The sequence below is a fragment of the Psychrobacter sp. AOP7-A1-24 genome, from assembly GCF_052376235.1.
GTDB lineage: Bacteria > Pseudomonadota > Gammaproteobacteria > Pseudomonadales > Moraxellaceae > Psychrobacter.
In genome coordinates this window covers 22,308-48,110 of record NZ_JBQSVM010000018.1, presented here as the reverse complement: position 1 = coordinate 48,110, position 25,803 = coordinate 22,308, and the positions used below count along the sequence as shown (strand labels likewise).

Here is a 25,803-nt window from a genome sequence, read left to right as displayed (position 1 = left end):
CCATGAGAGCGTTACAATACTTGGCGTGAGCATTTATTATCCCCTTAAACTTGAAGGAAATTTTATGAATAAGTCAGAATTAATTGATAGCATCGCAGACAAAAGTGGTCTAAATAAAACCCAAGCTGGTGATGCATTAAACGCTGTTATGGAAAGTGTTGGCGAAGCGCTAGAAGCTGGCGATAGCATCTCATTAGTTGGCTTTGGTACTTTTAGTGTAAAAGATCGCAAAGCACGCACTGGTCGTAACCCTAAGACTGGCGAAGAACTAAGCATTCCAGCAAGCAAAGTACCAAGCTTCAAAGCTGGTAAAAACTTAAAAGAGCGCTTAAACTAAGCCGCTTTTTTTAGCGTAGAATGATAGTCGGTGGACTATAGCTGAGTCAATCAGCTAGCCATCGAAGAGAGCACCTAATATTTAGGTGCTTTTTTTATCGCTATAGTTTTTATTGTGCGTCGTGAATATTTTGAGTATAGATGAAAAATCACGTATCATAGGGCGCGCGATAGGTATGTCATTTAAGTCGGATTTCTTTAATAAATTTTGTTTTTTACTATAAAATACATACGCTCTTACTCTTACCATTGCCAGCTTAGATAGCACTGATATTGGCAGGTTGCACTTAACAGCTCCTAGAAATATCACAATGGTTTTTCATCAATATAGGTTAATAAAGCAGAGATAACTATGGATAAATTGCGCGATTTCTTAAAAAGCTGGCCAGGTCGCATTTTATTGATTTTATGCCTATCGCCGCTCGCTCTCTTGGGTGTCGAAAGCTATTTTGGCAGTCACATCGATCCTAACCAGATTGCGCAGGTAGGTGAGTCAAGCGTAGGACTGTCCGAGTATCAAACTGCTGTCAATAGCCGTCGTTCTGAAGTGCTAGAACAGGTCGAAGATGCCAGCTTATTGAATGAAGATGTGCTTCATGAGCAAGTATTAAAGGGTCTCATCGATCGTACGTTGTTGGAGCAGCAAGCAGGCAAGCTTGGCATGACAGTTTCTGATGACACGATCAACCGTTTGTTGCGCCAAGAGGAAATATTCCAAGACGCAGACGGTAACTTCTCAAACGATCAGTTTTCGAACTTCTTGCGTCAGCGCGGCATGACCAAAAACCAATTGTTTGCTGAATTTCGTAACCAGTTAAGCTTGGATCAATTGAACGCCAGTATCGTCGGTACGGCCGTCTATCCTATGCAAGCAGTTAGTCAGTTGATTGATTTACAGCTTGAGTCACGCAACGTTTGGGTGCATCGCTTTAATTGGCAGGATTATGCTGACAAGGTTAAGCTCAGCCAAGCAGACATTCAATCTTATTACGATGCCAACAAAGACACACTAAAAAGTGCGGCAATGGTTGATTTGGCTTATTTACAACTGAGCCCTCAAACCATTCAAGTAACTGACGTTACAACAGAAGAGCTGCAGCAGCAATATGAAGCTTATAAGCAAGAACAAGCCATCGTTGATGAGCGTCAAATTAGTCAAATCTTATTAACAGGTGAGAACGCTAAAGCAAGAGCAGAAAATGTTAAAGCTCGCCTAGATAAAGGAGAGTCTTTTACAGCCGTAGCTAAAGCAGAATCAGATGATCCATCAGGAGAGACAGGTGGTGGTATCGGTCGCTTTAATCCATCAGTTTTTGGTAGTGATGCAGATACGGTACAAGCTGCATTAGAAGGGTTGAGTGTTGGTGATGTAACCGCGCCTATCAAGACCAGCTTTGGCTATCAGATATTTACTGTAACAGAAGACAATGGCAACAAAGCACCAACGCTAGATAGTATGCGTGATGAACTGACAGCAAAAGCAACAGATTATAAGCGTCAAGAGATGTATGCCGATAAAGTGACGGCCATTAATGACATGGCGGCAGATGGTTTTAGTATTGAAGACATTGCTCAACAAGAGAATGTGACATTGAAACGTTTGAAAGACTATCGCAAAGAGAACAATCAATCGGTATTGTCACAACCAGCAGTGATCAAGCAAGCTTTCGATGAATTCACCATTCAGGACCAAGCAGTGACTGCTGGTATCGAAGTGGGTAATGGAACTGTATGGGTGCAACCAAGTAACTATCGTCCTACTAAGACGCTTACTTTAGCAAATGCAACACCAAGAATCACCCAAATACTACGCCAGCAGAAAGCGACGGCATTAGCACTAAACGACGCCAAAGCAATAGCCGCTGGTATCAAAACGCCAGCTGATATTAGTCAGCAGTCGGTAAGCTTCCAAGCACTGGGTGAGATCAACCGTCAAACGACACAGCTAACAGACAAAGAGCGTGGATTGGCATTTAGCCAGCAGGCTGCTGCTGATAGTGTCGTCGCAATTGCTAGCGAAACTGAGACGGGTGCAACGCTATTGGTTGGAGATCGTATTAAGACCGAGCAGCAATCATCGTTGTCTGACGTACAAAGAGCACAAACGGCCAGTATCATTCGTGACAACTTAGGTCAAGATCAGTTGCAAGACTATTTGGACTACCTACGTTTGGTGTATACAGTTGAGATTAATGAAAGCAACATGGCAAACGCACAAGGTCGCTAAATATTTGCTAGATTATTCTTAGATGTGAAAAAAGCCACTGTATCGATTGATACAGTGGCTTTTTTTTTGTGGGGATTTTTTAACGATAATTATCACGAAATCCATATAAACTGAAAATTAGTAGCAGTACTTATATTTGTTACTGCTACTAATACCAGCCTTAAATTAACATGTGATTATTTAGTGGCGGAAATGACGCATGCCAGTGAATACCATTGCGATACCATGCTCATTAGCAGCAGCAATAGTTTCGTCATCACGCATAGAGCCACCTGGCTGAATGATAGCAGAGATGCCTACTTCAGCAGCGTTATCAATGCCATCACGGAAAGGGAAGAACGCATCTGATGCCATAACAGCGCCTTCAGTCGCTAATCCAGCATGTTCTGCCTTAATAGCCGCAATACGTGCTGAGTTAACACGGCTCATTTGGCCTGCACCAACACCGATAGTGCGTTGGCCTTTTGCATAGACAATGGCATTAGATTTGACGTATTTTGCTACGTTCCAGCTAAATAGCAGGTCGGCAATTTGTGCTTCAGTAGGTTGTACGTCAGTGACGATCTTTAGGTCATTGGCAGTGATTAAGCCAAGATCTTGCTCTTGTACCAGCAGGCCACCGTTGACACGCTTGTAGTCAAGCTGATTATCACGCTGATCTGGGGCTGGTAGCTCACCGCATACCAATACGCGTACATTTTTCTTAGTAGCTGTCGCTTCAAGTACACCGTCTTCGATACTAGGCGCTATGATTACTTCTACGAACTGGTTATCAATAATGGCTTTTGCAGCAGCAAGCGTCAATGGACGGTTGAATGCGATGATACCACCAAAAGATGATTCAGGATCGGTGCTAAAAGCAGTTTTATAAGCAGCTACTTGATCATTGTCAACTGCGACGCCGCAAGGGTTGGCGTGCTTAACGATTACGCAAGCAGGGGTACTGAACGCTTTGACACATTCAAGCGCGGCATCGGTATCAGCAATGTTGTTATAAGACAGGGCCTTGCCTTGTAATTGTTTAGCTGTCGCGATTGAAGCTTGTTTGCTTTTTAAAGGTTGGTTTTCAGTATAGAAAGCCGCGTTTTGATGCGGGTTTTCGCCGTAGCGTAGGTCTTGTGCTTTTTCAAGCTGTACATTGAATGTACGTGGGAAATTTTCTGGTTCTTGAGTTTCGTTGACACGGCTACCCAAGAAGTTCGCAATCATACCGTCATACTGTGCAGTATGCTCAAAGGCTTTTACTGCTAAGTCATAACGCAAAGCAGTTGTCAGTTCAGTACCACCATCTAAGGCGTTAAGTACACGGTCATAATCAGCTGGATCAGTTACGATACCTACATGCGCGTGGTTTTTCGCTGCTGAACGAACCATGGTAGGACCACCAATATCGATGTTTTCGATAGCGTCGTTCATAGTCACGTCAGCACGCGCGATAGTTTCAGCAAACGGATATAAGTTCACGACGACCAAGTCGATACGTTCAATCGCATGATCACTCATTACTGCATCATCTGTACCGCGGCGTCCTAAAATACCACCGTGGATCTTAGGATGCAGCGTTTTAACACGGCCATCCATCATTTCAGGAAAGCCTGTGTAATCTGATACTTCAGTCACGTCGACGTTGTTTTCTGTGAGCAAGCGATAAGTACCGCCAGTAGACAATAAACCAAAACCTGCTTTGAGAAGGCCTTGAGCAAACTCGACGATATTAGACTTATCGGAAACCGATAGTAGGGCAAGTGGGGTTGTACTCATAAGAAATTTTCCATAAAAAAAGCCTGACGTAAACGTCTGGCAGAGTGATGATGACAACTGTATGCCGTATCATGATAGATAAAGCGACGAACATTTGATTGCCATACATAATGACAGTCAATGATGGGTAAGCTCATATAATAATGCTACATTAAATCATAGGTTTTCATTTTTTTGCGCAAAGTACCTCGATTTAAACCTAATATTTGGGCACATTTAGTTTGATTGCCTCTTGTTTTTTCTAAGACGACAGATAAGAGAGGTTCTTCGATTTGCTTTAAAACCAGCTCGTATAAATCAGTAGGCATCTCATCTCCTAGCATCGCAAAGTATTGACGCACCACACGTTCTACATGAACTCGCAATGGTTGCTGTGCACTACTTGTATAATTCTGTGCAGCAAAATCAAAGTCGTGCGTAGAAGATTGGTATTCGTCTTTATTATAATCGGCAAGATGCTCAGAGCTTTTAGCAAAATGATTGGCATTATGCTGTGCGTGAGGTGCCATAAAATAAAATCCTTGAGATGAAGAAGAAGTCTGATTATAAGAGATTAGAACCATAGTATATCAAATTAATATCGCTTAGCGCTGACAGATTCATCGTTATCTTGGCTATCAAGATCTAATTGAAAATGTATTTACAGTATATTTCCTACTTACACCCATCTATGTACGACGCCCTAAATCAATAAAGAGCAGTCATCGTGATTTCTTGAATCTGAGCACTAGACACAGGGACAGTGAATAGTAACTGCCTATCTGTATTGGCAGCTAACTGACTTTGCTTTCCTAATAAATAATCGTTTGGATCTGCAACGAATTCTCCAATGAGATCGTCTCTACCATAAACGCTTATTTTTATATTTGGGTACAGTTGTGATTGCATGCTTTCATTGCTTAAAGTAGCGCTTATATCGCTAAACGTATCAGCAGTTTTAATCTGGCTGCTCCTATGACGAGCATTGCTGATGGTAAGCGTTGATACGTCCGCACTGGGCAAACTACAAGCAGCAACTGAGCATATTGATTGGAGACGCTGAGCATAGACTGGATTTTTGACTAAGTTTTCTAAGTTAAAAATAACATACTGTGCCGCGAGTAGGAGTACTAAAACCGAACAACCTAGTATCCACAATAATGACGCAATTGAACGTGTTGTTGGAGTTGGAGCAAACGGCAGCGGTGTTTTTTTGAGACGTTCTTCAGCAGAGGAATCTTCCTCTTTAATAGGTACTCCCATATCAGATAGAAGTTGTGATAAATCTGTGTCATCTGATGGTGATTCTTCGGGCTGATTTTGTTCCTCTAACAGTTTTTGTAGCCATGAATTATCATCAGTAGTGTCAACGTTTGCATGAATATCGTTGGCTGCTGCCGAGCTGAGTATGTCCTGCGTTGCTGGGGATGCTGCTGTTGTATTTGTAGATGTTTTCTTTGCTGACAAATGACTGCTCTTATTAGCCTTCTTAGAGGAAAGCTCTTTGGGTTTTTCTTTTATTGTTATGCTAGCATCGGTATTACTTGGCTGGGATAACCATGCGCTCATACAATCTAGTGAGTCATACTCTTGAATATCCTCTTCTGGTTCATCTATATCCATATCATCATAGATTAAGTCGTCATGAATCAAAGTATCAGATGATTTTTTCTTACGAAGTGAAGATGTGGAAGTATTCGTCACATTTTGAGGTTTATACTGATTGCTACTAGTATTCGCTTTTTGTGCGTTCGGTATTGGTTGGTTTTGAGCTGATTTTTTATTAGGGATGCTAGTCTTGAGTGCAGGCTTGTGTATGACATCAGAATTTACCACAAGATGTTTATTGACCAAAAAGCTTTGCTGGCAACGATCGCAGCTAATGGTAGCATTGACTTGGTTCAGTTGAGTTTGTTTGACGCTATAGCAGTTTTGGCAATGGGGGCATTGAGTTTTTATTGGCGTGGTCATAAAGGTAAATCCAAAAAAGTATGGTTATCAATACCGTTTAGCCACTCACCAATTGCTGCCCATAATACTCTTTATACTTTTCAATTTAAATGAATTATGGGCAATGACAGAGTGGTCTCAAATGCATAATATTTGACTACCTGCTATCGTAACAGATGTAATTAAATGTTGCTAGCTAGCAAACGTACCTGATAAACGCTGCCAATGTTGATCTTCTTGTGCAGTAAAAGCATGCTTTGGGTCGAGTGAAAAATAAGGCTGATAAGCCTCAGTTACTTGCTCAGTTTGCGATTCAATCAAGCCTGCCAATACGATACGGCCCTTAGGCGCAATTAGTGTGGCAAAGTAAGGTGCTAGACCAATAAGTGGCTTTGCCAAAATATTAGCAACGATGATCTCGACAGGCAAAACATCATTTTTCGAGCAATAATCTGTGAATTCTTCTGGTAAGAATGCCTGCAGACGATCACCTACATTGTTGCGTAGCGCATTTTGATTGGTAGCAAGTACTGCTTGTGGGTCAATGTCGACCGCATACACCTGACGCGCACCTAATAGCAAAGCAGCAATACCTAAAATGCCTGAACCACAACCATAATCGATAACCACTTTGTCTGTTAAGTCTTGCTCTGTTAGCCAGTCTAGGCATAGTCGAGTCGTAGCATGATAGCCAGTACCAAATGCCAAGCCTGGATCCATAATGATATTAGTGGCCTCAGGGTTAGGTGGTGTTATCCAGTTAGGTATGATCCATAAGTCATTAGCACATTCGATAGGATGGTAATTACTCATCCATTCGCGCTCCCAGTCCTTGTCATCAACAGCCGTTAGCCAGATACGAGTAGCCTGTACTTGTGCAGCGATTTCATGACTTAATTGCTCAACTGCTTGACGACTACCAGCATCTGTAGTTGCATCAAATAATCCTGTTAGTATCACCTCATCCCAAAGTGGTGATTCACCTGGAAGTGGTTCAAATAGAGGTTGATCGCCAGCATCGTCTAAAGCTATTGACAATGCACCTGCCTCTAATAAAAGTGCTTCAGCCAAGTCGACGTTTGATTTTTCACATTGTAAATGCAGTTGTTGCCATGCCATAAAATTAACCTTAAGCGGAAATAAAAATAAATGTAGATGTTAGGGGGATGCCCTAGACAAATCTATATACAGTCAAATACATAATGTTATATAGGGGTTTTAATGAGTCTGGAATGTATAAATATGCAGTTATTAGCGTAACGCCTGTCTTGCCTCATTGACCACGCGTGAATTACCTTGAGCTTGTCCTGATTGCAATATGACCTGCCATAATGCTCGTCTACGACTAGCACTTTGAGAAACACTAAGACCACGACGTGCCATCGCTTCTGCTTTACGAGGTTGGTTTTTTTTCAATGCTACTTGTGCCAAATAGAAATATACCGCCGATGATTTTGGTGCTAGACGCTGTGCACGTGTAAAGCTGCTCTCTGCATTGGTGAGGTTGCCCGCTTTCAGCTGATTGGTGCCTACTTGCATCAAATTGCGAAATGCGGGTAGGTTGCTATTGTTGCTGGCAGATTGTTGAGTACGTTGCTGTGAGTTTTTTCTAGCGTGTTCCAGTAGCTCGTTATGTGACGGTACGGACGGCTCGGAGATTATATAGTCATTACGAGAGGGAGTAATGATAACAGGATCAGGCTGCGTTGTTTCTGGAGTAGTAGGCGTAAATACAGGCGTTTCTTGTGTTAATGGATTTGGTGCTTCAGACTGTTCAACCATATCGTAAGGCTCGGCTGTATAGTTGTTTTCACTATCTGCTTTAGTGGTAGGCGCTTGGGTTATCGATTGTCCTGTCGGTTGAGATGTTGGTACTGTTTGAACAGGCGTTGTTTGCACCGTAGCTGATGTGCTAGGCGCCGTCTGACAAGCACTTAGACCGAGCACACCAATGATCGCGCTACCTAAAAGCAGGATATTACTTGACGTGATTTTTTTACGCCATAGCATCATTGTGTGTTTTACTGAAGTAGTTGTCCTTAAAGATGACACCATCATGTTAAAACCTTTTTTAAATATTAAAAGCTAGAAACCAAAAACAATGTTAGAACCATTCAACAGCGCGGTCATACCAAGTATCAGCACTGTCTTCATCACTGCTGCCCTCAGAACCATCAGATTCAACAGCTTCGCCATTTGGAATCTCTAAGCCTTCATTCTGATTGGTGTCACCTTGCTGGTTTTGAAACTGCGTTTGTTCACGCGCTCGCTCTTGCTGATATAGGCTCAGCGCGCAACTGCTAGCTTCTTCTGGCAAATGCGCTGATAAGACAGGTAGATAACGAGCGTTGGCGCAGCGTTCATTAGACAGTTTGCCTGAGTTGTTCTCTAGCCATAACCATTCAATACCTTCTGGCTCTGGCAGAGCAACCGGAGTTAGTTTTAGGCGTTTCATATAGTCAACCCAAACTGGTAAGGCGCCAGTACCACCACTTAAACCAATCGGTTTGTTATCATCACGACCAACCCAAACAACACTCACATAGTTGCCACTATAGCCTGCAAACCAAGCATCGCGGTAGTCATTTGTCGTACCTGTTTTTCCTGCTAGGTTCAAATTACTACCCAGCGATTGCGCGCGTCTAGCTGTACCATTTAAGACCACTTGTTGTAATGCATAGTTGGTCAAAAAGTTGGTTTCAGGTGGGATGCTACGCTGAGTGTTAAGCCCAGTACGCTGTAAAATACGGCCACGATCATCAATGACAGTACGAATGCTGTGAATAGGCGTACGAAAGCCACCAGTAGCAAATACTTGGTAAATACCAAGCATATCCATCGGACTCAAATTAACTGAGCCTAATAATGCTGATGGGTAAGGTGGAATTTCTTCTTTAACACCCATACGCTGTAACTGCTTGGCAAAGGTATTAACGCCAAATTCCATACCTAAACGTACCGCTGCTTGGTTATAGGATTGAGATAAAGCCGAGGTAAATGGTACGTAACCATGATCACGATTGTCATAGTTTTTAGGGTTCCAGTCAGCACCATCGTTTAGATTGACGGTAATAGGTGAGTCATCTACTGAACTGGCCAAATTATAACGACCGCTCTCAAGAGCAGTCATATAAATAATAGGCTTCAGCAGTGAGCCGACTTGGCGTTTGGCATCGACAGCACGGTTAAACCCTGTAAATTCACTACCACTACCTACTACAGATACTAGCTCGCCAGTCTCAGGGTTAGCACTAACTAACGCACCTTGTAAATCCTTAGTTTTGCTACTGTTACGGCGCAGTTCACCAAGTTTATTATCAACAGCTTTATCTGCTGCCAGTTGAGCGATAGGGTCTAAGGTACTAATAATAGTTAGACCTTCGTTCTTAAGATCATCAGAATAATAAACAGTATTTAGTTCACGTTTGACAATATCTAAGAAGTCGGGGAACTGGCTTTTGCCTTCGGTAGGCTTATCCACGATACCAAGTGATTGATCTAAAGCTTCATCGTAGTCTTCTTGGCTCAGTGTACCCATTGTCAGCATATTATTGAGTACCACATCACGGCGTGCTTTTGAGTCATTTGGATTGCGACGTGGGTTATAGATGCTTGGGCCTTTTGCCATACCAACCAGCATAGCTTGCTGATCTAAGCGCAGCTCATTGAGCGGCTTGTCAAAATAAAACTGCGAGGCCAAACCAAAGCCATTGATAGAGCGATTGCCATTTTGACCCAGATAAATCTCATTCAAATAGGTTTGTAAAATTTCATCTTTGCTGTAATGCAGCTCAAGTAACACAGCCATCAATGCTTCATTGGCTTTGCGCTTTAGTGTGCGATCCGAATTGAGATAAAAGTTTTTAATCAGCTGCTGCGTGATGGTCGAGCCACCTTGCCTGGCACCACCTGTAAAGTTGTTAATTACGGCACGTGCGATACCGCGTATCGATACCCCTTTATGCTCATAAAACGCGCGATCTTCTGTAGCGATGAGTGCATCGATCAATGGCTGAGGCACTTCGTCCAAAGACACGACCATGCGATCTTCGTTACTGTCTGGATAAATACCACCAATATTGACAGGCTCTAAACGAATAATACCGCTTTTGGCAGGCAGGGTACTCTGAATGGACTCTACTTTGTTACCAGAAATCGTCATTTTAATGACTTGCTCGGCATCTTTATCATTGGCACTATACGTAAAGCCACGCGTGTGAATAAAGTAGGTATTGCCTGCCCGATGATAAGTACCCGTGCGGTCATAAGCCTTGTTACTTTGATAGTTGAGCAATTCTAGCCATATCTTCATCGTATCTCTATCGACATTAGCACCTTGATACAGCTCAAGTGGTTGCGAGTACACTTTGGCTGGAATATCCCAGCGCTTACCCTCAAACTTATGAGTAATGGTGCGATCAAGTTTGATCAAATACAGCGCCAACAGCACCATGCCTGCAATGATGGTAATCAATAGCAAGCTACTAAAGACCAAGCCGCGCTGCTGCGAGGGTAGCGTATGCATGGTAGACTTAGATGACGGTGAGAACTTGGTATTTGGTAACTTGTAATTAGGTTTTTGCACAGATGTCGCACCATTTTTGGATAAAAAACTGCCTCATAATGACGCAAATTGACAAATTTTTCAATCTATCATCGTCAACGTAGGCATTTATTGGTCATAGGTCATGAGTGATATTATTACTCATAATGATAGCTTATAGTATAATCTCCATCGAAAGTGACCAGTACTTATAATAAAGCATCAGTCGTTTTCAGTCTGGTAAATAAGCGTCATATAAGATAGCAATTTACGATTGCTCTCACGATGTATTTTGTATGAATTTGCTGTTGCTAATGGTTTGCTACTAGCCACTTTTGATTAATATTGTGCTGCCAGTGGCAACGATGTTCAAACGATCATAAGCGACTACGCTACAAACAGCACAGTCAATAAGAGTAAGTTTGCTTTAAAAGAACGCATTTTGAACAAGCCTGTCAAAGGAAGCAAGCGCGATTATGTCTAGTATCCCATCATCAGTATCATCTTCCACTAACTATTCTTATGAAGACGCTTCTATTACTGAAGGCTTGGTACTCCCGCTAGGTGACCACTGCTTTCACTGCGGTGACCCAGTCCCTCAGCCACCATTTCATGCTGATATATTAGGTCAGTCACGAGAGATGTGTTGTATGGGCTGTCAATTGGCTGCCCAAAGCATTGTAGAAGCTGGTCTTGAGCAATATTATCTTGACCGTTCAGAAATTAATCGCACGGCAAGTTTGCCAACTCAGCTGACGCGCCTCGAAGTCTATGATCATGACGAGATAAAATCGCAATTCGTTTACGCGCAAGATGGAATGTCAGTAGCAGAGCTATCGGTCAATAACCTACGCTGCGCTGCCTGTACTTGGCTTATTGAGTCGCGTCTTGATGAGCTAGAAGGTATTGGTAAATGTCAGGTGAATTTGACCAATCAGCGTATGCGGGTTATTTGGAATGAAGACAAATTACCCATTAGTCGTATTTTAGCAGTCATCAACGAGATCGGCTACGAAGCAAAGCCCTACCGCCAAGATACTCATGAAGCTATGCTGGCGCGCCATAACAATCAGATGCTACTGCGCCTCGGTATCGCTGCACTGGGCTCAATGCAAGCAATGATGTATGCCGTTGCGCTTTATTTTGGCGAGTATAGCGACATGTTGATATTTCAGCGTGATTTTTTGCGTTGGGTATCTTTGTTTGTGAGCACGCCTGTATTCTTCTATGCTGGCATTCCTTTTTTCACTTCCGCATGGTCAGCGGTTCGTGCGCGCCAAGTCAATATGGATGTGCCCGTCAGTCTTGCATTGATTATCACTTTTTTTGCCAGTCTCTACGCTACTATCACAGGTCAAGGGGAAACGTACTATGATTCAGTCAGTATGTTTATTTTCTTTTTGTTGGCAGGGCGTTATATCGAGCATAATGCACGCCTAAAAGCCGCAACTATGGCTAACGATTTGGTTGTGGTTGAGCCGGTGTTGGTACAAAAAATCGCTGAAGAAAAAGCAGCAGCAGAGCGTATTTTGCAGCAGCTGAAAGAAAATGAATCTCTACAAGATGACACTACTGAAGATGAGGCTCAAAAGAGATCAGGTACGACGGCTGAAGTTATGCCTGATTTTATGCAGCGTATAGACATCAATGTTCATCAGCTTACATCGCGTATCGCTCAAGATTGGCAGCAGTCACGCAACCAACAAAATGCGCTATCACAACCCGAAGGCGATACAGAGTCGAAGCAAATGGTCACTGCTCATAGTCTACAAGTGGGTGACATCATTTTGGTTGAAGCGGGTTCAGAGATTATCAGTGATGGCATCTTGCTAAGTCTCACTGCAACGGTTTCACAAAGTCTACTGACGGGCGAGGGTGATTTAATCATCAAGTCTCAAGGCGACTATATTGTTGGTGGTTCACAAAATGATAGCCAGCCGTTTGAAATGCTAGTCACAGCATTACCAAAAGACAGCCAGATAGGCTTAATTGATCGATTAATGAATCGCGCTATGAGCGAAAAACCCAAACTGGCGCAGCAAGCGGATAAGCTGGCACGTTGGTTTGTCGCGCGTATTTTGGTATTGTCCGTCCTAGTATTTGTCGGCTGGTATATTGTTGATCCAAGCCAAGCGATTTGGGCGACAGTAGCAGTCTTAGTAGCTACTTGTCCTTGTGCACTATCATTGGCGACGCCAATTGCTTTGACCGTCTCAACGAACCGCCTGGCTAGCTATGGTTTTTTAACCACACGCGGGCATACACTACAGACGTTAGCTGAAATTACGCATGTCGCTTTTGATAAGACAGGCACGCTGACTTATGGCAAACCAAATTTATTAAATATCGAGTTAATAAAACCAAAAAGCCAGACCGAATCTGATTATTTATCATCAACGGCGCAAAAAGATACGCTGTTGGCAATTGCAGCTGCACTAGAAGTAGGCAGTCGTCACCCCATTGCCCACGCGCTACTGACATCGGCCTATCAGTTACACCTGCCATCGACGCAAGCCGCACAGCATTATCCAGCAGGGGGTGTGGAAGCGACGATTGATGGCGTTGTATATCGAATCGGTCACAAGGACTTTGCGTTAGATAAAGCAAGCGATAGTACTAATAATATCTCTGCAAGTGACGATATAACCATTGATCTGTTGGCGCAGCGAGCCAGCTCAGCAGTGGTACTGTCTTGTCAGAATATTGATAGCAGAAAATGGCAGGCGCTAGCATGCTTTTATTTCAACGATAAGGTACGTGATAGTGCTCAGTCGATGCTCAATACGCTCAAAGGACTAGGTATCGAGTCTGTTATGTTGACAGGTGACCCAAGTCCGCAAGCGCTAGTGATGGCTGATAATTTAGGAATGCAAGCTGCGTACAATGGTTTATCTCCAACTGATAAGGTGAATCATATTCAGAAGCTGCAAGCCAACGGAGCCGTTGTACTGATGGTAGGTGATGGCATTAATGATGCACCAGTGCTAGCAGCGGCCGATGTGTCGACCTCGATTGCAGGTGCGGCAGACTTAGCACAAGTATCCAGTGACAGTATTATCTTAAACGGACAAATCGAGGCCATCACTGCGGCTAAACGTATCTCTGATAAAACCGAACGTATTATCAAACAAAACTTCCGCTGGGCACTTGCTTATAATAGTATCGTTCTGATACCAGCTGCTCTAGGTTATGTACCACCATGGCTTGCTGCGATTGGCATGTCGCTCAGTTCATTGTTTGTCGTATTAAATGCCTTACGCCTAAAACGTGCTTAGTCTTTTTAAAAAGTACTTAATTTGCACAGGCCAATAAATTTTACTCATAAAAAAACCGCCTTACATCAAATGAAAGGCGGTTTTTTCTATACAGAGATATTGTTAGATAATTCTTACAATTAGTCTTGTAGATAGCTTAATAGACGCATAAATTCGATATACATCCAAACTAGAGTTGCAAGAATACCAATACTGAACAACCACTCGTAATCTTCAGAAACACCCATCGCCACGCCGCGATCGATATTATCAAAATCTAATAGTAAGGTGAAAGAAGCGATAACGATGACAAACAAGCTAAAGCCAATAGCGATAGCGCCGCCTTCAAATAGGAATGGCAATGATGAGCCAAACGCTAAGGAAAGTACCCACTGTGCTACATAGACAAGCATGATGGCAATAACGGCTGAAGTCACGATAGAACGGAATTTTTCAGTAACCTTAACTAGACCTGACCGATATAGACCAAGCATAACTGCAGCTGTGACGAAAGTTGCACACATTGCCGTGACTGGTACTGTTGGGTACATTCTCATGAAGAACAATGAGATACCGCCCAAAAAGATACCTTCTAACAAGGCATAAGGCACAGCCAACGTTTTGGCTTTTTGCGGTTTAAAGGTAATAAAAAGAGCGAGAACAAACGCAGCAATCATGCTACCAAAGGCTGCCATCGTAATAAAACCTTGCGATAAACCTGCCATCAGCGCATAAAAGAAAAAGCCCACACCAGTAATAGCTGATAAACCAAGTAACAAGCTGGTCTTTTGAATTACGCCCTTGACCGTCATTGGATTACCGCCGATCGCAAGTTCTGCGCGACTGACAATAGGATTGGCCATACATAAGTCCTTAATAATAAAATATAAAATTAGTAATGTTAGCTACTTTAGCAAAACCGCCATTATTGTCAACTGTGTTTGCGTGACAACCGCTGCGGCTTGACCTTAGGCTGCTCGTTGGCTAGCGTATCGGGCTACTGTATCGCTCAATACATTAATACGGAACTGAACAGACAGATCAGGCTAAGTAAATATTTGATAGTCTTTATATGGGGTCAGTTACGACAGTTAACAACGATAATTCATAAACATGCTAGTCTAAGCGCGCATTTATCGCTATTATTACCTTGTACTTCACCGTTATACCGAGTCGTTTTATGGAAAACTCAGCGCAGTCAGCAAGATTGCCACACTTACATGAATCAGAGCTATTCCACGCTATTAAAAACCCTGCCTTTAGGCGTATTGGTTTAATGGGTCGTGCTGGTAAACGTAGTGTTACTCAAAGTTTGGTACAAATCGCCCAAACCGTCAATGACATGAATTTGACGTTGATAATGGATGTACAAACTGCCAATTTGCCAACGCTGAACCTCACAGACATAGAAAGAGTCAAAATCGTTAAACGTGGTTTGATTGGTGAAATTTGTGACTTAGTTATTGTTGTTGGCGGTGATGGTTCAATACTACATGCAGCCGAAGCATTAGCACGCTACCGTGTACCCGTACTCGGGGTGAACCGTGGTCGTCTAGGATTCTTAGCAGATGTAAAGCCTGATGAAGCTGCGTTCAAGTTACGCCAAGTATTAATGGGAGACTATCAACTAGATCATCGGTTTTTATTAACGATGGAGATACGAGAGGGGCGTAAGATTATCCATGAAGATATGGCGCTGAATGATATCGTACTACACGCTGGTAAATCCGTACATATGATCGATTTTCAGATGAAAATTGATGGACATGACGTTTATAGACAGCATAGTGATGGCTTGATAGCGGCTACACCGACTGGATCTACTGCTTATGCCTTATCAGGCGGTGGTCCAATCATTCATCCAAGCATGGATGCTATTTGTCTGGTACCGATGCATCCGCATACATTATCTAGCAGACCCATTGTGGTTAGTGGTAATAGTGAGGTCTGTATTCGTATTCATGAAGACAATCGTACTCAGCCGATGGTGAGTGCGGATGGTAAGCCGAGCGTGCCGCTTGAGCAAGAGCAACGCCTATATATTCGTAAACATCCTGATAAACTTACCTTGTTGCACCCGCCTGGGTTTGACTTTTATGAGGCCTGCCGTACAAAGCTGCACTGGAACGTACATGCCGAAGAATTCAGTCTTGATGTCGATGATGATATTATAGACGATGAATAAGCGTATCTATTAGACACAAATATAATGCAAAAAATGGTAGTGGAGAGTAGGCAAGATGGATAAACAAACAATACTAGCAAGTCTAACGCCCGAAGTGGTTGATAAGTTTCGTATGGCGATTGAGTTAGGTAAATGGCCTGACGGTCAAAAAATCACCGCTGAACAGCGCGAAACCTGCATGCAAGCAGTGATGGTATGGGAACATGAGCACCTACCACCAGCTGAGCGTACGGGTTATATTCATAAACCTGTAAAAGATGATGGTGCTGTCGTTGGCGCTGAGTGTGATGTCGAGCACGAGCATCACTATCCTAATATGCCGAATCCTAAAGGTGCCGTGCAGCCTGTCAAATTTCGTGACAAATAAGTTTCGTGATAAATAGAACTATAAGTAGGTCTATAATAGTTGTTACAGAAATACTCATTATAAAAAAGCCACGCTATTTAGCGTGGCTTTTTTTACTTTACCAATGATTAAATTATCAGAAGTAACTGAACCATTATAAATAATTAAATAGCAGTCGTATCGACACTAGGACGAGCTGTTAGCGGATTCTTCTGCATCAAAAACCCTTGCCAGCCCCAATGTAAAAAGTTACGGATATTGACATGATCGGTACCGTTAGGCGTTGCTTGAACCTTGGCATAATGTTCGCCAAATAGTTTAAGCGTGTCCAATTGATTCAAGCCATGGTGCTTAGCAAAACCAAAAATCTTTGCGCTACCTTCGTTCTCACCAGCTGCGTTATGTACCATTCCATTTACAAAAGGAGCAGGTGCATAGCGATAAAAATCATCGATAAAGCTGATGACATCATTGAATCCAATGGCCTTTTTGTTCAAACCATTAAGTAATGCCGATACATCTGATTGGCGGATACTCATAAATAAATGACCTCAGAGCAGATTAAAAAACAATATAATATTTATGTGTGCTCAATGATGATAATAGCCGTTGAGCATTCAGCATTATAGTTTAGCTAGCTTAGCGATTAAAGTAGTCTTCATCATCGAATGAAGGCGAAAAATTGCCTTGCTCAAGATGTTGCATTTGCGACTGTACAGAACGCTCATGCTGAATACGTTGATAAATCTCTTCGCGGTGTACTGCAATATCTTTAGGTGCGTTTACACCGATACGTACTTGATTGCCTTTGACGCCTAGAACCGTCACACTTACTTCGTCGCCAATCATTAGCGTTTCGCCCACGCGGCGTGTCAAAATTAACATGCGTCACACTCCTTATGTCGCATCAACAAATTATTACTCATCAGATTACTTCTCAATTGCAGAACATCACCGAAGCACTAAACACGCAATATAACCATTATTATAATGCTCGATATCGTGCCAATAGCGGTAATGATAGGTAGATTCATTTAGCCCAAATGAAAGCCCCATTATAGGTGGCATAACAGATACTGTCACGGTTTTTCACAAAACTATTAGATAAATGCTCATTTTAGCTACGATAAAAAATAAAAATAGGACCTAAAAAGATCCTATTTTATTTAAGTACTGTTTTTATTTAGACACTATTAATTTACATGATGTTTATTTACGCACTATATCAATTCGTTAATAGCAGTCAATAGATAATCGTTAATACTAGTGCTATATTTTAACAGTTTTTATGTCTTATAGCCCAGCGATTTTGCTTTCACCGTCTTCACGATCTAGACCAAATGCCGTGTGCAATGATTTGACGGCTTTTTCTAAATGTTGATCTTGAATTAAGACAGACACTTTGATTTCACTGGTTGAAATCATTTGTATATTGATGTTGTGTTCAGCGAGCGTTTGGAACATTAGGCTCGCAACACCAGCGTGTGAACGCATGCCAACACCAACCAATGAAACTTTGACAACTTCACTATTGCCCAATATTTCTTTCGCGCCAATCTCATCTTTTACTTCTTCATTAAGCACTTTTAGCGTTTTATCTAAATCCGTGCGGTTAACCGTGAAAGTAAAGTCAGTGGTACCATTATCCGAAAGATTTTGTACAATCATATCGATTTCGATATTCGCACGACCAATTGGGCTTAAGATAGCAGAGGCGATACCAGGATGATCAGGCACACCGCGTACTAAAATTTTTGCTTCGTCTCTGTTGAACGCGATACCTGAGATGATTGCCTGTTCCATATTGTCTCCTTCGTCTATCGTAATTAGGGTACCAACGTTGTCTTGAAATTCTTGGTCAAAGCTACCGTCTGTGTTTTCATCAAAGCTAGAAAGTACACGCAGCGGCACGCCATATTTACCAGCGAATTCTACTGAGCGAATCTGTAGAATTTTAGAGCCAAGACTGGCCATTTCAAGCATTTCTTCAAACGTAATTTTTTCAAGCTTTTTGGCTTTTGAGGTCACACGAGGGTCAGTGGTATATACGCCATCGACATCGGTATAGATTTGACACTCGTCAGCGCCCAAGGCAGCAGCAATCGCCACACCTGTGGTATCAGAACCGCCGCGTCCCAATGTGGTCGCGTTGCCTGCTTCATCAATACCTTGGAAACCTGCCACAATAACGATATTGCCAGCATCGAGCTGCTCACGTATGTTTTTGTCATCGATACTTTCGATACGGGCTTTATTATGGGCATTGTCGGTTTTAATCGCTACTTGGCGACCAGTCAATGAGCGAGCACCAATACCAAGCTCTTTGATGGCCATGGCGAGTAGCGAAATAGAAACCTGCTCACCTGTTGAAACCATTTGATCGTATTCGCGAGGATCAGGCTGCGTGCTAATTTGGCGTGCTAAATCAATCAAACGGTTGGTTTCACCGCTCATGGCTGAAACCACGACGACGACTTGATGGCCATTGTCATGCCAGCGTTTGACTCGTTTGGCGACGTTTTTGATGCGGTCGATACTGCCCATCGAGGTGCCGCCGTATTTCTGTACTATTAACGCCATAAAAATCTACCTATTTATTCAATAATGACTTTTTATTGTCATTGATGAGAGTCAATGTGATACTCGTCAATGCTTGTATAGATAAAGCCAGATTATAAGAGTTATGCCCTAGGTCTTTCATTCTTCTAATGGTCTGTCGCAACCTTATAGAATGAACAATATGCCCAAACGTTGACCTTTATACCATATCTACTGCATAACTTTAAGCCTAAGGACCGCTTAGATATATGGCGATTGGTTATAGTAGCTATAACCAATCACGTATTCTGTGCGTAGTAGAGCAAAGCTATGCAATAAAGAAAAGGCACATTGTGACGCGCTATACTAGTATATTCGCCAGTTTAGCTAAGCTGGGTTTCAATCCAAGCAGGTAGAGCGCTGATAACCGCTGTACTATTGCCAGACTTCAGTGCACCGCCTTGCGCATAGTCAGGCTTACCGCCACCTTTACCACCAAGCTCACTTGCCAAATGACGAATAATATCACCAGCTTTCACTTTGGCAGTGACAGATTTTGCGACGCTTGCTGCGAGTGCTAATTGGTCATCTTTATCGCCGATCAATACAATCACGCTATCAGGTAATTTTGATTTGATATCGTCCATCAGTGTACGGATCGATTTGCCATCGATACCGCTTAAGGTACTGACAAGAACTGGGGTACCTGCAATCGTTTGCACGTCATCGAGTAGATTAGCTGCTTGTGCACTGGCGATTTTTTGTTGCAAGCGTTCTAGTTGTTTTTCTAGGTCACGTTGCTTATCAGCCATAGTACGGACACGCTGCGCCACTTCAGGACGTTTTACTTTCAGCTGACTTGCCAACTCGCTTAGTTGCTGCTCGCTTTGCTGAATGTTTTTGACTGCATTCATACCTGTGACGGCTTCAACTCGGCGGATGCCGGCAGCGATACCAGACTCACTAGTGATTTTGAGCACACCAATATCGCCAGTATGCTGCACATGCAAGCCACCACATAGTTCGATAGAAAAAGGTTTACGCTGACCATCGACGCTACGGTCAGTACCCATGGTTAATACTCGAACATCACTACCGTACTTTTCGCCAAACAGTGCCATCGCACCTTGGTTCATCGCTTCATCAATCGACATGTGCTCGATGCGGGCAGGGGTGTTGGCTTGAATCTGCTCATTGACGAGACGTTCAACACGCGAGATTTCAGCAGCACTGACAGGCTTGTCATAAGCAAAGTCAAAACGTAGTACTTCGCTTGAGACCAGTGAGCCTTTTTGCGTAACTTCATCACCCAGCACTTCTCTTAGCGCTGCATGCAATAGGTGAGTGGCCGAGTGGTTTTTGGCACTGGCTGCGCGAATGCTAGACAATACTTGCGCTTCAGCGGTTTGCTTAGTGCTGATATCGCCCATGGTCACGACACCATAATGGATAATCGCCTGACCAGATTTTTTGGTATCTTGTACTTCAAAGACACCTGACTCAGTACGAATCTCGCCAAGTTCGCCAACTTGACCACCACCTTCAGCATAAAATGGCGTGCGATCCAATACCACAACGCCTTCCATACCTTCCGTTAAGCTGTCTGCTGGAGTACCGTCTTGGTAAAGCGCGTCAATAGTCACGCCGTCTTCTTCAAGCTGCTCATAGCCAATAAATATCGTGGGCGTTTCTACTTGAATCACGCTGCTGTAATCAACATCAAACTTACCAGCATCACGAGCACGCTCACGTTGTACCTGCATATGCTCATCAAACTCTGCTTCATCGATAGCAATACCACGCTCGCGAGTGATATCGGCAGTCAAATCAAGCGGGAAGCCATAGGTATCATAAAGCTTAAATGCGGCTTCACCAGATAAGGTATCACCATCTTGCAGGCCTTCAAGTTCGCTAGCAAGCAAACGTAAGCCTTGTGCCAATGTTTTGGCAAACTGCGTTTCTTCTTTTTGAATGGCATTTTCGATAACGTTTTGTTTGTCTTTTAGCTCAGGATAGGCACTGCCCATTTCAGCGACTAGCGGCTCGACCATTTTGTAAAAGAACTCGCTATCAGCACCAAGCTTGTTGCCATGGCGTACTGCACGACGAATGACACGGCGCAATACGTAACCGCGACCTTCGTTGCTAGGCGTGACACCATCAGCAATCAAAAATGCCACGGCGCGAATATGGTCGGCGATGACTTTTAGTGAAGATTGTTGCTCATTATTGATTTCTAGAATGTCAGCAGCTGCATCCATCAAATGAACAAATAAATCGATTTCATAGTTGCCATGAACGCCTTGCATGATGGCACTGATACGCTCAAGCCCCATCCCTGTGTCGACACTTGGTGCAGGGAGTGGTAATAGCGTGCCATCTTTTTGACGATTGAACTGCATAAATACACAGTTCCAAATCTCAATATAGCGGTCGCCGTCTTCTTCAGGTGTGCCTGGCAAGCCGCCTTCAACGTCGGCACCATGGTCATAAAAGACTTCAGTACAGGGACCACAAGGACCAGTGTCACCCATCGTCCAGAAGTTGTCTGACGCATATGGGGCGCCTTTATTATCACCAATACGAATGATACGGTTGCTTGGAATACCGATGTCTTTATTCCAAATATCAAAGGCTTCGTCATCAGTCTCATAAATAGTGACATAGAGACGGTCTTTATCAATCGCTAGCCATTTATCTGAGGTCAAAAATTCCCAGATATACTCGATGCCTGATTGCTTGAAGTAATCACCAAACGAGAAGTTACCAAGCATTTCAAAGAAAGTATGGTGACGCGCAGTATAGCCAACATTATCCAAATCATTGTGCTTACCGCCAGCACGCACGCACTTTTGCGAGGTTACCGCACGTGTATAGTCACGTGGTTCCATACCCAAAAAAGTTTCTTTAAACTGATTCATACCGGCATTGGTAAATAGCAATGTCGGATCATTGTATGGAATCAAGCTAGAGGATGAAACTTGGGTATGCTGCTTGCTCATGAAAAAATCGAAAAATGCTTGGCGAATATCGGCTGAGCGAAATGGCTGGCTCACAGCGGCTCCTTACTGACGGATAGAATTAAGTAACTGAGATAAAATAATTTTGCAAGCGATTTTAGCACAAACGCCTAAGCTCTTGGTATAAGAGTTATAATTACTAGGTTATTATACGAAGGCGAGTGGTACTTTAATTTGCAAGTAATCATCCTTAATTGATTTCACTGCGAATGACGGCATGAGCTGCCAAAAAATCACTAATGGTATCAATTTCAGTATGCTCAATGTTAACTTTGTATTTGTATTTGTGCTGGCTGTTTACGGCTGCGAACCCACGCCAAAATAATAGCCACCATCATTATTAGACCAATAATGCCCAGCATTGGATACACGGTGCCAATGAGTTTGCTGAAACCAAGCTGGCTTAAGCCTAGACCAACGATAGCGAAAAATGCGCTAAGCGATTTGAAGCGATTTGTTCCTGGCGTCGCAAAGCGTGTACTAAAGGCAAAAAACATACCCACTGCGGTACTGTATATCATACAAATGAGAGTTGCTGACATAATTATGGATAACACGGGTGAAATATTTGAGGCTAATCCTAAAGTAGGCATTTCAATGCCTATGAGTTTATCGATGTTAGAAAAAAGGCCAATATTGAGTAAGAATACTAATAAGCCTAACCCAAGCCCACCCATCGCGCCACCGCTGGCTGCTGTTTTTTCTGAGCGAGTCATACCGCCAATGACTGCCAACATAGGAAAGCCAACCGCAATGTTAAATGAGGCATAAAGCACCGCACCAAAAAACCAATTTGAGACTGGCCAGTTTGAGCTGATAGTGGGTATTTCTTGCGCTACCTTATTTAGCGTATCACTTGAGGCACTACTGTTAAAAATTGAGTACGTGGTAATAGCCAATATCAATAGCAGCAGTACAGGCATGATGATACTGATTAGCCTTATAATGCCTTTTACTTTTAAACAGAGTGTAGCGATTACCAGTACCGTCATGAAAATACTGCCCACTAGCGGTGGCCAGCCGTATTGCTGAGTAAAAATGGAACCACTACCAGCCAGCATGACCACGCCAACACCAAATAAAAAGAACGATAACACCATATCCATAACCAATCCAGCACGTGTACCAAATAAGGTATACAGTACTTTTTTATGTGAATTGGCCTGCATATTCGAACTCATTCGCGCAATTTGCATTCCTAAAAAAGCAAAAAGCGCGGCGCTAACCAGCGTGCCAATAACACTTGCCACACCATAGCCAGTAAAAAACTGAAGAACTTCCTGACCAGAGGCAAAACCGCCACCAACGACTACTGACATATAGGCTGCGGCTATTTGCCAAGATTGTTTGTTCACTATTATGTACTCCTATCCCTGAAGTTTCGGTTTGCTAGGCTAACTTGCTTTGATTGTTGTTGTAGCGCGAAATATAGGCTCCGATGTTTTATTAATAGACGATTGAGCGTCAGATAACAAAATCATGGCAGTAAGGCTTAAAAAAACCCTAGATACTAACACGGTATTCAATAGAAGTCAGTCATCAAGTACAGCCTATATACTTATTTAAAAAGCTTGCTGTTTTTGTATATTTAATTTGTAAGTAATCACATGGATAGTAAGGGTAAGGACTTGGTGGTGAGCTGGCTTTTTAATGAGAATACCAATGGTCTCATAAGAATATTAGAGGCTGGCGACTTTAGATACGTCTTTGAAGGTTAGGGGCAAGATATTGATGACACCACCTAAGCGTTAATTGGTCAAAATTGCCGCATCGGTTTCATCCAGTTTGTCTTGCGTCGTTGGATTGGATTCGATCACTTGTACTGGCAAATAGCGTAGTTGCAGTTTTATTGGTAGGTATCCTGGAAAGTTCTCTGTCATATCTTGAGTAATGATTGTCTCAATCTGGCGTACATCGTATGAGCTCGGTAACGTCTCTCCACGCACGATCGCACGCACAACTTGGTTTGTCTTTGACGTATCAAACTGCGTATTGGTCAATACATTGCCTTGATCAATAAAGTAGTTGTTGATGGTTTCTTTGACGCTACTCTCAAATATTTGCTGCTTGGCGTTGGTTTGTAGGTTGATGGTCAAGTAGGCACCCAAGCCACCGAGTAGTAATAAGGTCACGGCGTTACGCTGCAAAAAAGTCAGATAGGTATTGGACTTATAATCATCATCGACCAAACGACGGAATCCTAAAATCCATAATACAAGCGCATTGGTAAACTGGATAGCAAGGATGTTGGTCGCCGCCAATAAAAGTGCACCAAGCCCAAGCTGCATCTCGCCATTAGCGAGCAAGATACCACTAGCAGCAAGCGGTGGCACTAAGGCTGTGGCAACTGCAACGCCGACAACTGCAACCGAGAGATGCGGAGATACCATTGCATAAGCACCAGCCGTACCACCAGCTAAAGCAATCATCAGATCCATGGAAGTTGGCTGGGTGCGTGATAGGATTTCTGCCGTTAGCGGTTGGTCTTTATGTAGCCAACCAACGATAAAGCCGACCAATACTACCAGTGAGACACCGACAACAACGGTGAAAAGTGACTTACGTAGCAATGGCATCCGGTTATCGATAATTGCTAGCGCTATACCAGTAATAGGGCCCAACATCATCGCAACCAACATCGCGCCGATGACTACGGCTGCTGAATTGGTTACTAGGCCATAACTGGCAATAATGGCAGAGAGTATGTTCATGATGAAGTACATCTTGCTAGGCAACGCGTTTGCTTCAATCCTAACTCGTACCTCTGGATAATCTACTTTCTGATTACTAAACTGCTCGGCAACAAATTGTTTATAAGATTCAAGTTTGGCTTCCTTTTCTTCTTGTACCTCATCTTCCTCACTTTCGTTTTGAGTCTCTTGAACATCACTATCTTCTATATCGGTATTTTTACTTTGATTACTATCTTCTACGTTATTGTTTTGGTTATTTTCATCGAGACTAGATTCGTTTTTTGTTTTTGTATGACTCGCTGCTTTATCTTCTGATGAATGTGTTGCAGTATCTTGGTCATTAGCAGGGGAGTCGCTTTTCGCTTCTACCGCCACTTTAGTGTCATCATCGCTTTCAACATTTTTTTCTGCTGTATCTGACTGAAAAAAATCCGACTTCTTTCCTGTGCCTATAGCTTCTGATTCTGCAATTTCGGACGCTTTAGTGTTGGATTGTGACTCAGGTTCTGTTGACTCCAATGATGCGACGACCACGTCATCACTGATGGTTTCCATGGTTATTTCAGCATCAGGTGGCTGCGCACATTCAGTGTCTACTTTGGAGTCTGTTCCAGTATCTGTTTTATTATCTGTATCAGTCGATTGCTTGCGTTGAATGTCTTCGCTTTCATCATTGCCTACAGCTGCATCATCAACTACTGGTTTAATTGTCGCGTCTTGATTGTGAGAGACGTCAGTTGTGACCGATGAATCTTGTTGATCCACTGAATTAGGTGCAGCGTTTTTTTCAGATGAGGACATATCAGATGGTATTCTTAATAGATAAAGAAAGTCATTATTGTAATGATAAATAAATAAAGATATAGGAAATTCGTGAAGATGATAGAAAAGAGTTGAGATTGGATAGGAGTAGAGGCCAACATTTCATATATTTAAATATAAAACCTTAATAGTAGCATGGTTTTAAATAT

Annotated in this window: 17 protein-coding genes and 1 pseudogene; 5 read left to right on the top strand and 13 right to left on the bottom strand. The window is 42.8% G+C overall.

The genetic code is table 11. The features are described from left to right. Window positions 1–64: 64 nt before the first annotated feature. Both ACT3QQ_RS08065 and ACT3QQ_RS08060 read left to right on the top strand, forming a co-directional pair. Window positions 65–337, top strand: coding sequence for an HU family DNA-binding protein (locus tag ACT3QQ_RS08065; RefSeq protein WP_045445077.1), 273 nt, complete (start codon window positions 65–67; stop codon window positions 335–337). Window positions 338–688: 351 nt separating this feature from the next. Beyond that, window positions 689–2,563: a SurA N-terminal domain-containing protein gene (locus ACT3QQ_RS08060; RefSeq protein WP_444527594.1), complete on the top strand. Its 1,875-nt coding sequence runs from the start codon at window positions 689–691 to the stop codon at window positions 2,561–2,563. A gap of 180 nt (window positions 2,564–2,743) precedes the next feature. Here the strand turns inward: ACT3QQ_RS08060 and purH are convergent, their stop codons facing one another. From purH to mrcB, 6 genes are all read right to left on the bottom strand, one after another. Continuing rightward, window positions 2,744–4,324, bottom strand: a complete 1,581-nt coding sequence (purH, locus tag ACT3QQ_RS08055) for a bifunctional phosphoribosylaminoimidazolecarboxamide formyltransferase/IMP cyclohydrolase (protein WP_444527593.1) — start codon at window positions 4,322–4,324, stop codon at window positions 2,744–2,746. Between the two features lie 146 nt (window positions 4,325–4,470). Further along, a complete protein-coding gene (gene fis / locus ACT3QQ_RS08050; protein ID WP_444527592.1) occupies window positions 4,471–4,833 on the bottom strand; it encodes a DNA-binding transcriptional regulator Fis in 363 nt (120 codons plus the stop codon). Window positions 4,834–5,011: 178 nt separating this feature from the next. Beyond that, a complete protein-coding gene (locus ACT3QQ_RS08045) occupies window positions 5,012–6,274 on the bottom strand; it encodes a DUF3426 domain-containing protein (RefSeq protein WP_444527591.1) in 1,263 nt (420 codons plus the stop codon). A 171-nt stretch (window positions 6,275–6,445) separates the two neighbouring features. Beyond that, the gene (prmA, locus tag ACT3QQ_RS08040) at window positions 6,446–7,372 is read right to left on the bottom strand and encodes a 50S ribosomal protein L11 methyltransferase (RefSeq protein WP_444527590.1); all 927 of its coding nucleotides are present in this window, start codon (window positions 7,370–7,372) and stop codon (window positions 6,446–6,448) included. Between the two features lie 132 nt (window positions 7,373–7,504). Further along, window positions 7,505–8,311 carry a tetratricopeptide repeat protein gene (locus ACT3QQ_RS08035; RefSeq protein ID WP_444527589.1) on the bottom strand — a complete coding sequence of 269 codons (807 nt, stop codon included), beginning with the start codon at window positions 8,309–8,311 and terminating at the stop codon, window positions 7,505–7,507. Between the two features lie 46 nt (window positions 8,312–8,357). Then, the gene (gene mrcB, locus ACT3QQ_RS08030) at window positions 8,358–10,778 is read right to left on the bottom strand and encodes a penicillin-binding protein 1B (protein WP_444527603.1); all 2,421 of its coding nucleotides are present in this window, start codon (window positions 10,776–10,778) and stop codon (window positions 8,358–8,360) included. Window positions 10,779–11,272: 494 nt separating this feature from the next. On the opposite strand from mrcB, the gene ACT3QQ_RS08025 reads away from it, so the two are divergent. Continuing rightward, window positions 11,273–14,071 carry a heavy metal translocating P-type ATPase gene (locus ACT3QQ_RS08025; RefSeq protein ID WP_444527588.1) on the top strand — a complete coding sequence of 933 codons (2,799 nt, stop codon included), beginning with the start codon at window positions 11,273–11,275 and terminating at the stop codon, window positions 14,069–14,071. A 119-nt stretch (window positions 14,072–14,190) separates the two neighbouring features. Here ACT3QQ_RS08025 and ACT3QQ_RS08020 read toward each other — a convergent pair whose 3' ends face one another. Continuing rightward, a complete protein-coding gene (locus tag ACT3QQ_RS08020) occupies window positions 14,191–14,913 on the bottom strand; it encodes a Bax inhibitor-1/YccA family protein (RefSeq protein WP_057759239.1) in 723 nt (240 codons plus the stop codon). A gap of 317 nt (window positions 14,914–15,230) precedes the next feature. Here ACT3QQ_RS08020 and ACT3QQ_RS08015 point away from each other — a divergent pair, with 317 nt between their 5' ends. Both ACT3QQ_RS08015 and ACT3QQ_RS08010 read left to right on the top strand, forming a co-directional pair. Continuing rightward, window positions 15,231–16,235, top strand: a complete 1,005-nt coding sequence (locus ACT3QQ_RS08015; RefSeq protein WP_444519504.1) for an NAD(+) kinase — start codon at window positions 15,231–15,233, stop codon at window positions 16,233–16,235. Window positions 16,236–16,290: 55 nt separating this feature from the next. Then, window positions 16,291–16,602: a YeaC family protein gene (locus tag ACT3QQ_RS08010; protein ID WP_444527587.1), complete on the top strand. Its 312-nt coding sequence runs from the start codon at window positions 16,291–16,293 to the stop codon at window positions 16,600–16,602. A 143-nt stretch (window positions 16,603–16,745) separates the two neighbouring features. Here the strand turns inward: ACT3QQ_RS08010 and ACT3QQ_RS08005 are convergent, their stop codons facing one another. The 6 genes and pseudogenes from ACT3QQ_RS08005 to ACT3QQ_RS07980 all read right to left on the bottom strand — a co-directional run bounded on the left by ACT3QQ_RS08005 (window position 16,746) and on the right by ACT3QQ_RS07980 (window position 25,633). Continuing rightward, window positions 16,746–17,120, bottom strand: a complete 375-nt coding sequence (locus ACT3QQ_RS08005; RefSeq protein WP_444527586.1) for a HopJ type III effector protein — start codon at window positions 17,118–17,120, stop codon at window positions 16,746–16,748. A gap of 178 nt (window positions 17,121–17,298) precedes the next feature. Then, window positions 17,299–17,466: pseudogene (csrA, locus tag ACT3QQ_RS08000) on the bottom strand (carbon storage regulator CsrA); the annotation flags it as partial. Between the two features lie 408 nt (window positions 17,467–17,874). Next, entirely contained in the window at window positions 17,875–19,161 is a 1,287-nt protein-coding gene (locus ACT3QQ_RS07995; protein ID WP_444527585.1) for an aspartate kinase, read from the bottom strand. Window positions 19,162–19,502: 341 nt separating this feature from the next. After that, window positions 19,503–22,175, bottom strand: a complete 2,673-nt coding sequence (gene alaS, locus ACT3QQ_RS07990; RefSeq protein WP_444527584.1) for an alanine--tRNA ligase — start codon at window positions 22,173–22,175, stop codon at window positions 19,503–19,505. Between the two features lie 230 nt (window positions 22,176–22,405). Further along, a complete protein-coding gene (locus ACT3QQ_RS07985; RefSeq protein WP_444519508.1) occupies window positions 22,406–23,494 on the bottom strand; it encodes a YkvI family membrane protein in 1,089 nt (362 codons plus the stop codon). 393 nt (window positions 23,495–23,887) lie between these two features. After that, on the bottom strand, window positions 23,888–25,633 hold the full coding sequence (locus ACT3QQ_RS07980; RefSeq protein ID WP_444527583.1) for a DUF389 domain-containing protein: 1,746 nt from the start codon (window positions 25,631–25,633) through the stop codon (window positions 23,888–23,890). Window positions 25,634–25,803: the final 170 nt, after the last annotated feature.

What these genes read in the sequence shown, in the direction of transcription:
- ACT3QQ_RS08010 (WP_444527587.1), top strand. Translation starts at nt 16,291, where the DNA reads ATGGATAAACAAACAATACTAGCAAGTCTAACGCCCGAAGTGGTTGAT.
- fis (WP_444527592.1), bottom strand. Translation starts at nt 4,833, where the DNA reads ATGGCACCTCACGCACAGCATAATGCCAATCATTTTGCTAAAAGCTCT.
- ACT3QQ_RS07995 (WP_444527585.1), bottom strand. Translation starts at nt 19,161, where the DNA reads ATGGCGTTAATAGTACAGAAATACGGCGGCACCTCGATGGGCAGTATC.
- ACT3QQ_RS08065 (WP_045445077.1), top strand. Translation starts at nt 65, where the DNA reads ATGAATAAGTCAGAATTAATTGATAGCATCGCAGACAAAAGTGGTCTA.
- ACT3QQ_RS08005 (WP_444527586.1), bottom strand. Translation starts at nt 17,120, where the DNA reads ATGAGTATCCGCCAATCAGATGTATCGGCATTACTTAATGGTTTGAAC.
- purH (WP_444527593.1), bottom strand. Translation starts at nt 4,324, where the DNA reads ATGAGTACAACCCCACTTGCCCTACTATCGGTTTCCGATAAGTCTAAT.
- ACT3QQ_RS07980 (WP_444527583.1), bottom strand. Translation starts at nt 25,633, where the DNA reads ATGTCCTCATCTGAAAAAAACGCTGCACCTAATTCAGTGGATCAACAA.
- ACT3QQ_RS08035 (WP_444527589.1), bottom strand. Translation starts at nt 8,311, where the DNA reads ATGATGGTGTCATCTTTAAGGACAACTACTTCAGTAAAACACACAATG.
- ACT3QQ_RS08025 (WP_444527588.1), top strand. Translation starts at nt 11,273, where the DNA reads ATGTCTAGTATCCCATCATCAGTATCATCTTCCACTAACTATTCTTAT.
- ACT3QQ_RS08045 (WP_444527591.1), bottom strand. Translation starts at nt 6,274, where the DNA reads ATGACCACGCCAATAAAAACTCAATGCCCCCATTGCCAAAACTGCTAT.
- ACT3QQ_RS08060 (WP_444527594.1), top strand. Translation starts at nt 689, where the DNA reads ATGGATAAATTGCGCGATTTCTTAAAAAGCTGGCCAGGTCGCATTTTA.
- mrcB (WP_444527603.1), bottom strand. Translation starts at nt 10,778, where the DNA reads ATGCATACGCTACCCTCGCAGCAGCGCGGCTTGGTCTTTAGTAGCTTG.
- ACT3QQ_RS08020 (WP_057759239.1), bottom strand. Translation starts at nt 14,913, where the DNA reads ATGGCCAATCCTATTGTCAGTCGCGCAGAACTTGCGATCGGCGGTAAT.
- prmA (WP_444527590.1), bottom strand. Translation starts at nt 7,372, where the DNA reads ATGGCATGGCAACAACTGCATTTACAATGTGAAAAATCAAACGTCGAC.
- ACT3QQ_RS08015 (WP_444519504.1), top strand. Translation starts at nt 15,231, where the DNA reads ATGGAAAACTCAGCGCAGTCAGCAAGATTGCCACACTTACATGAATCA.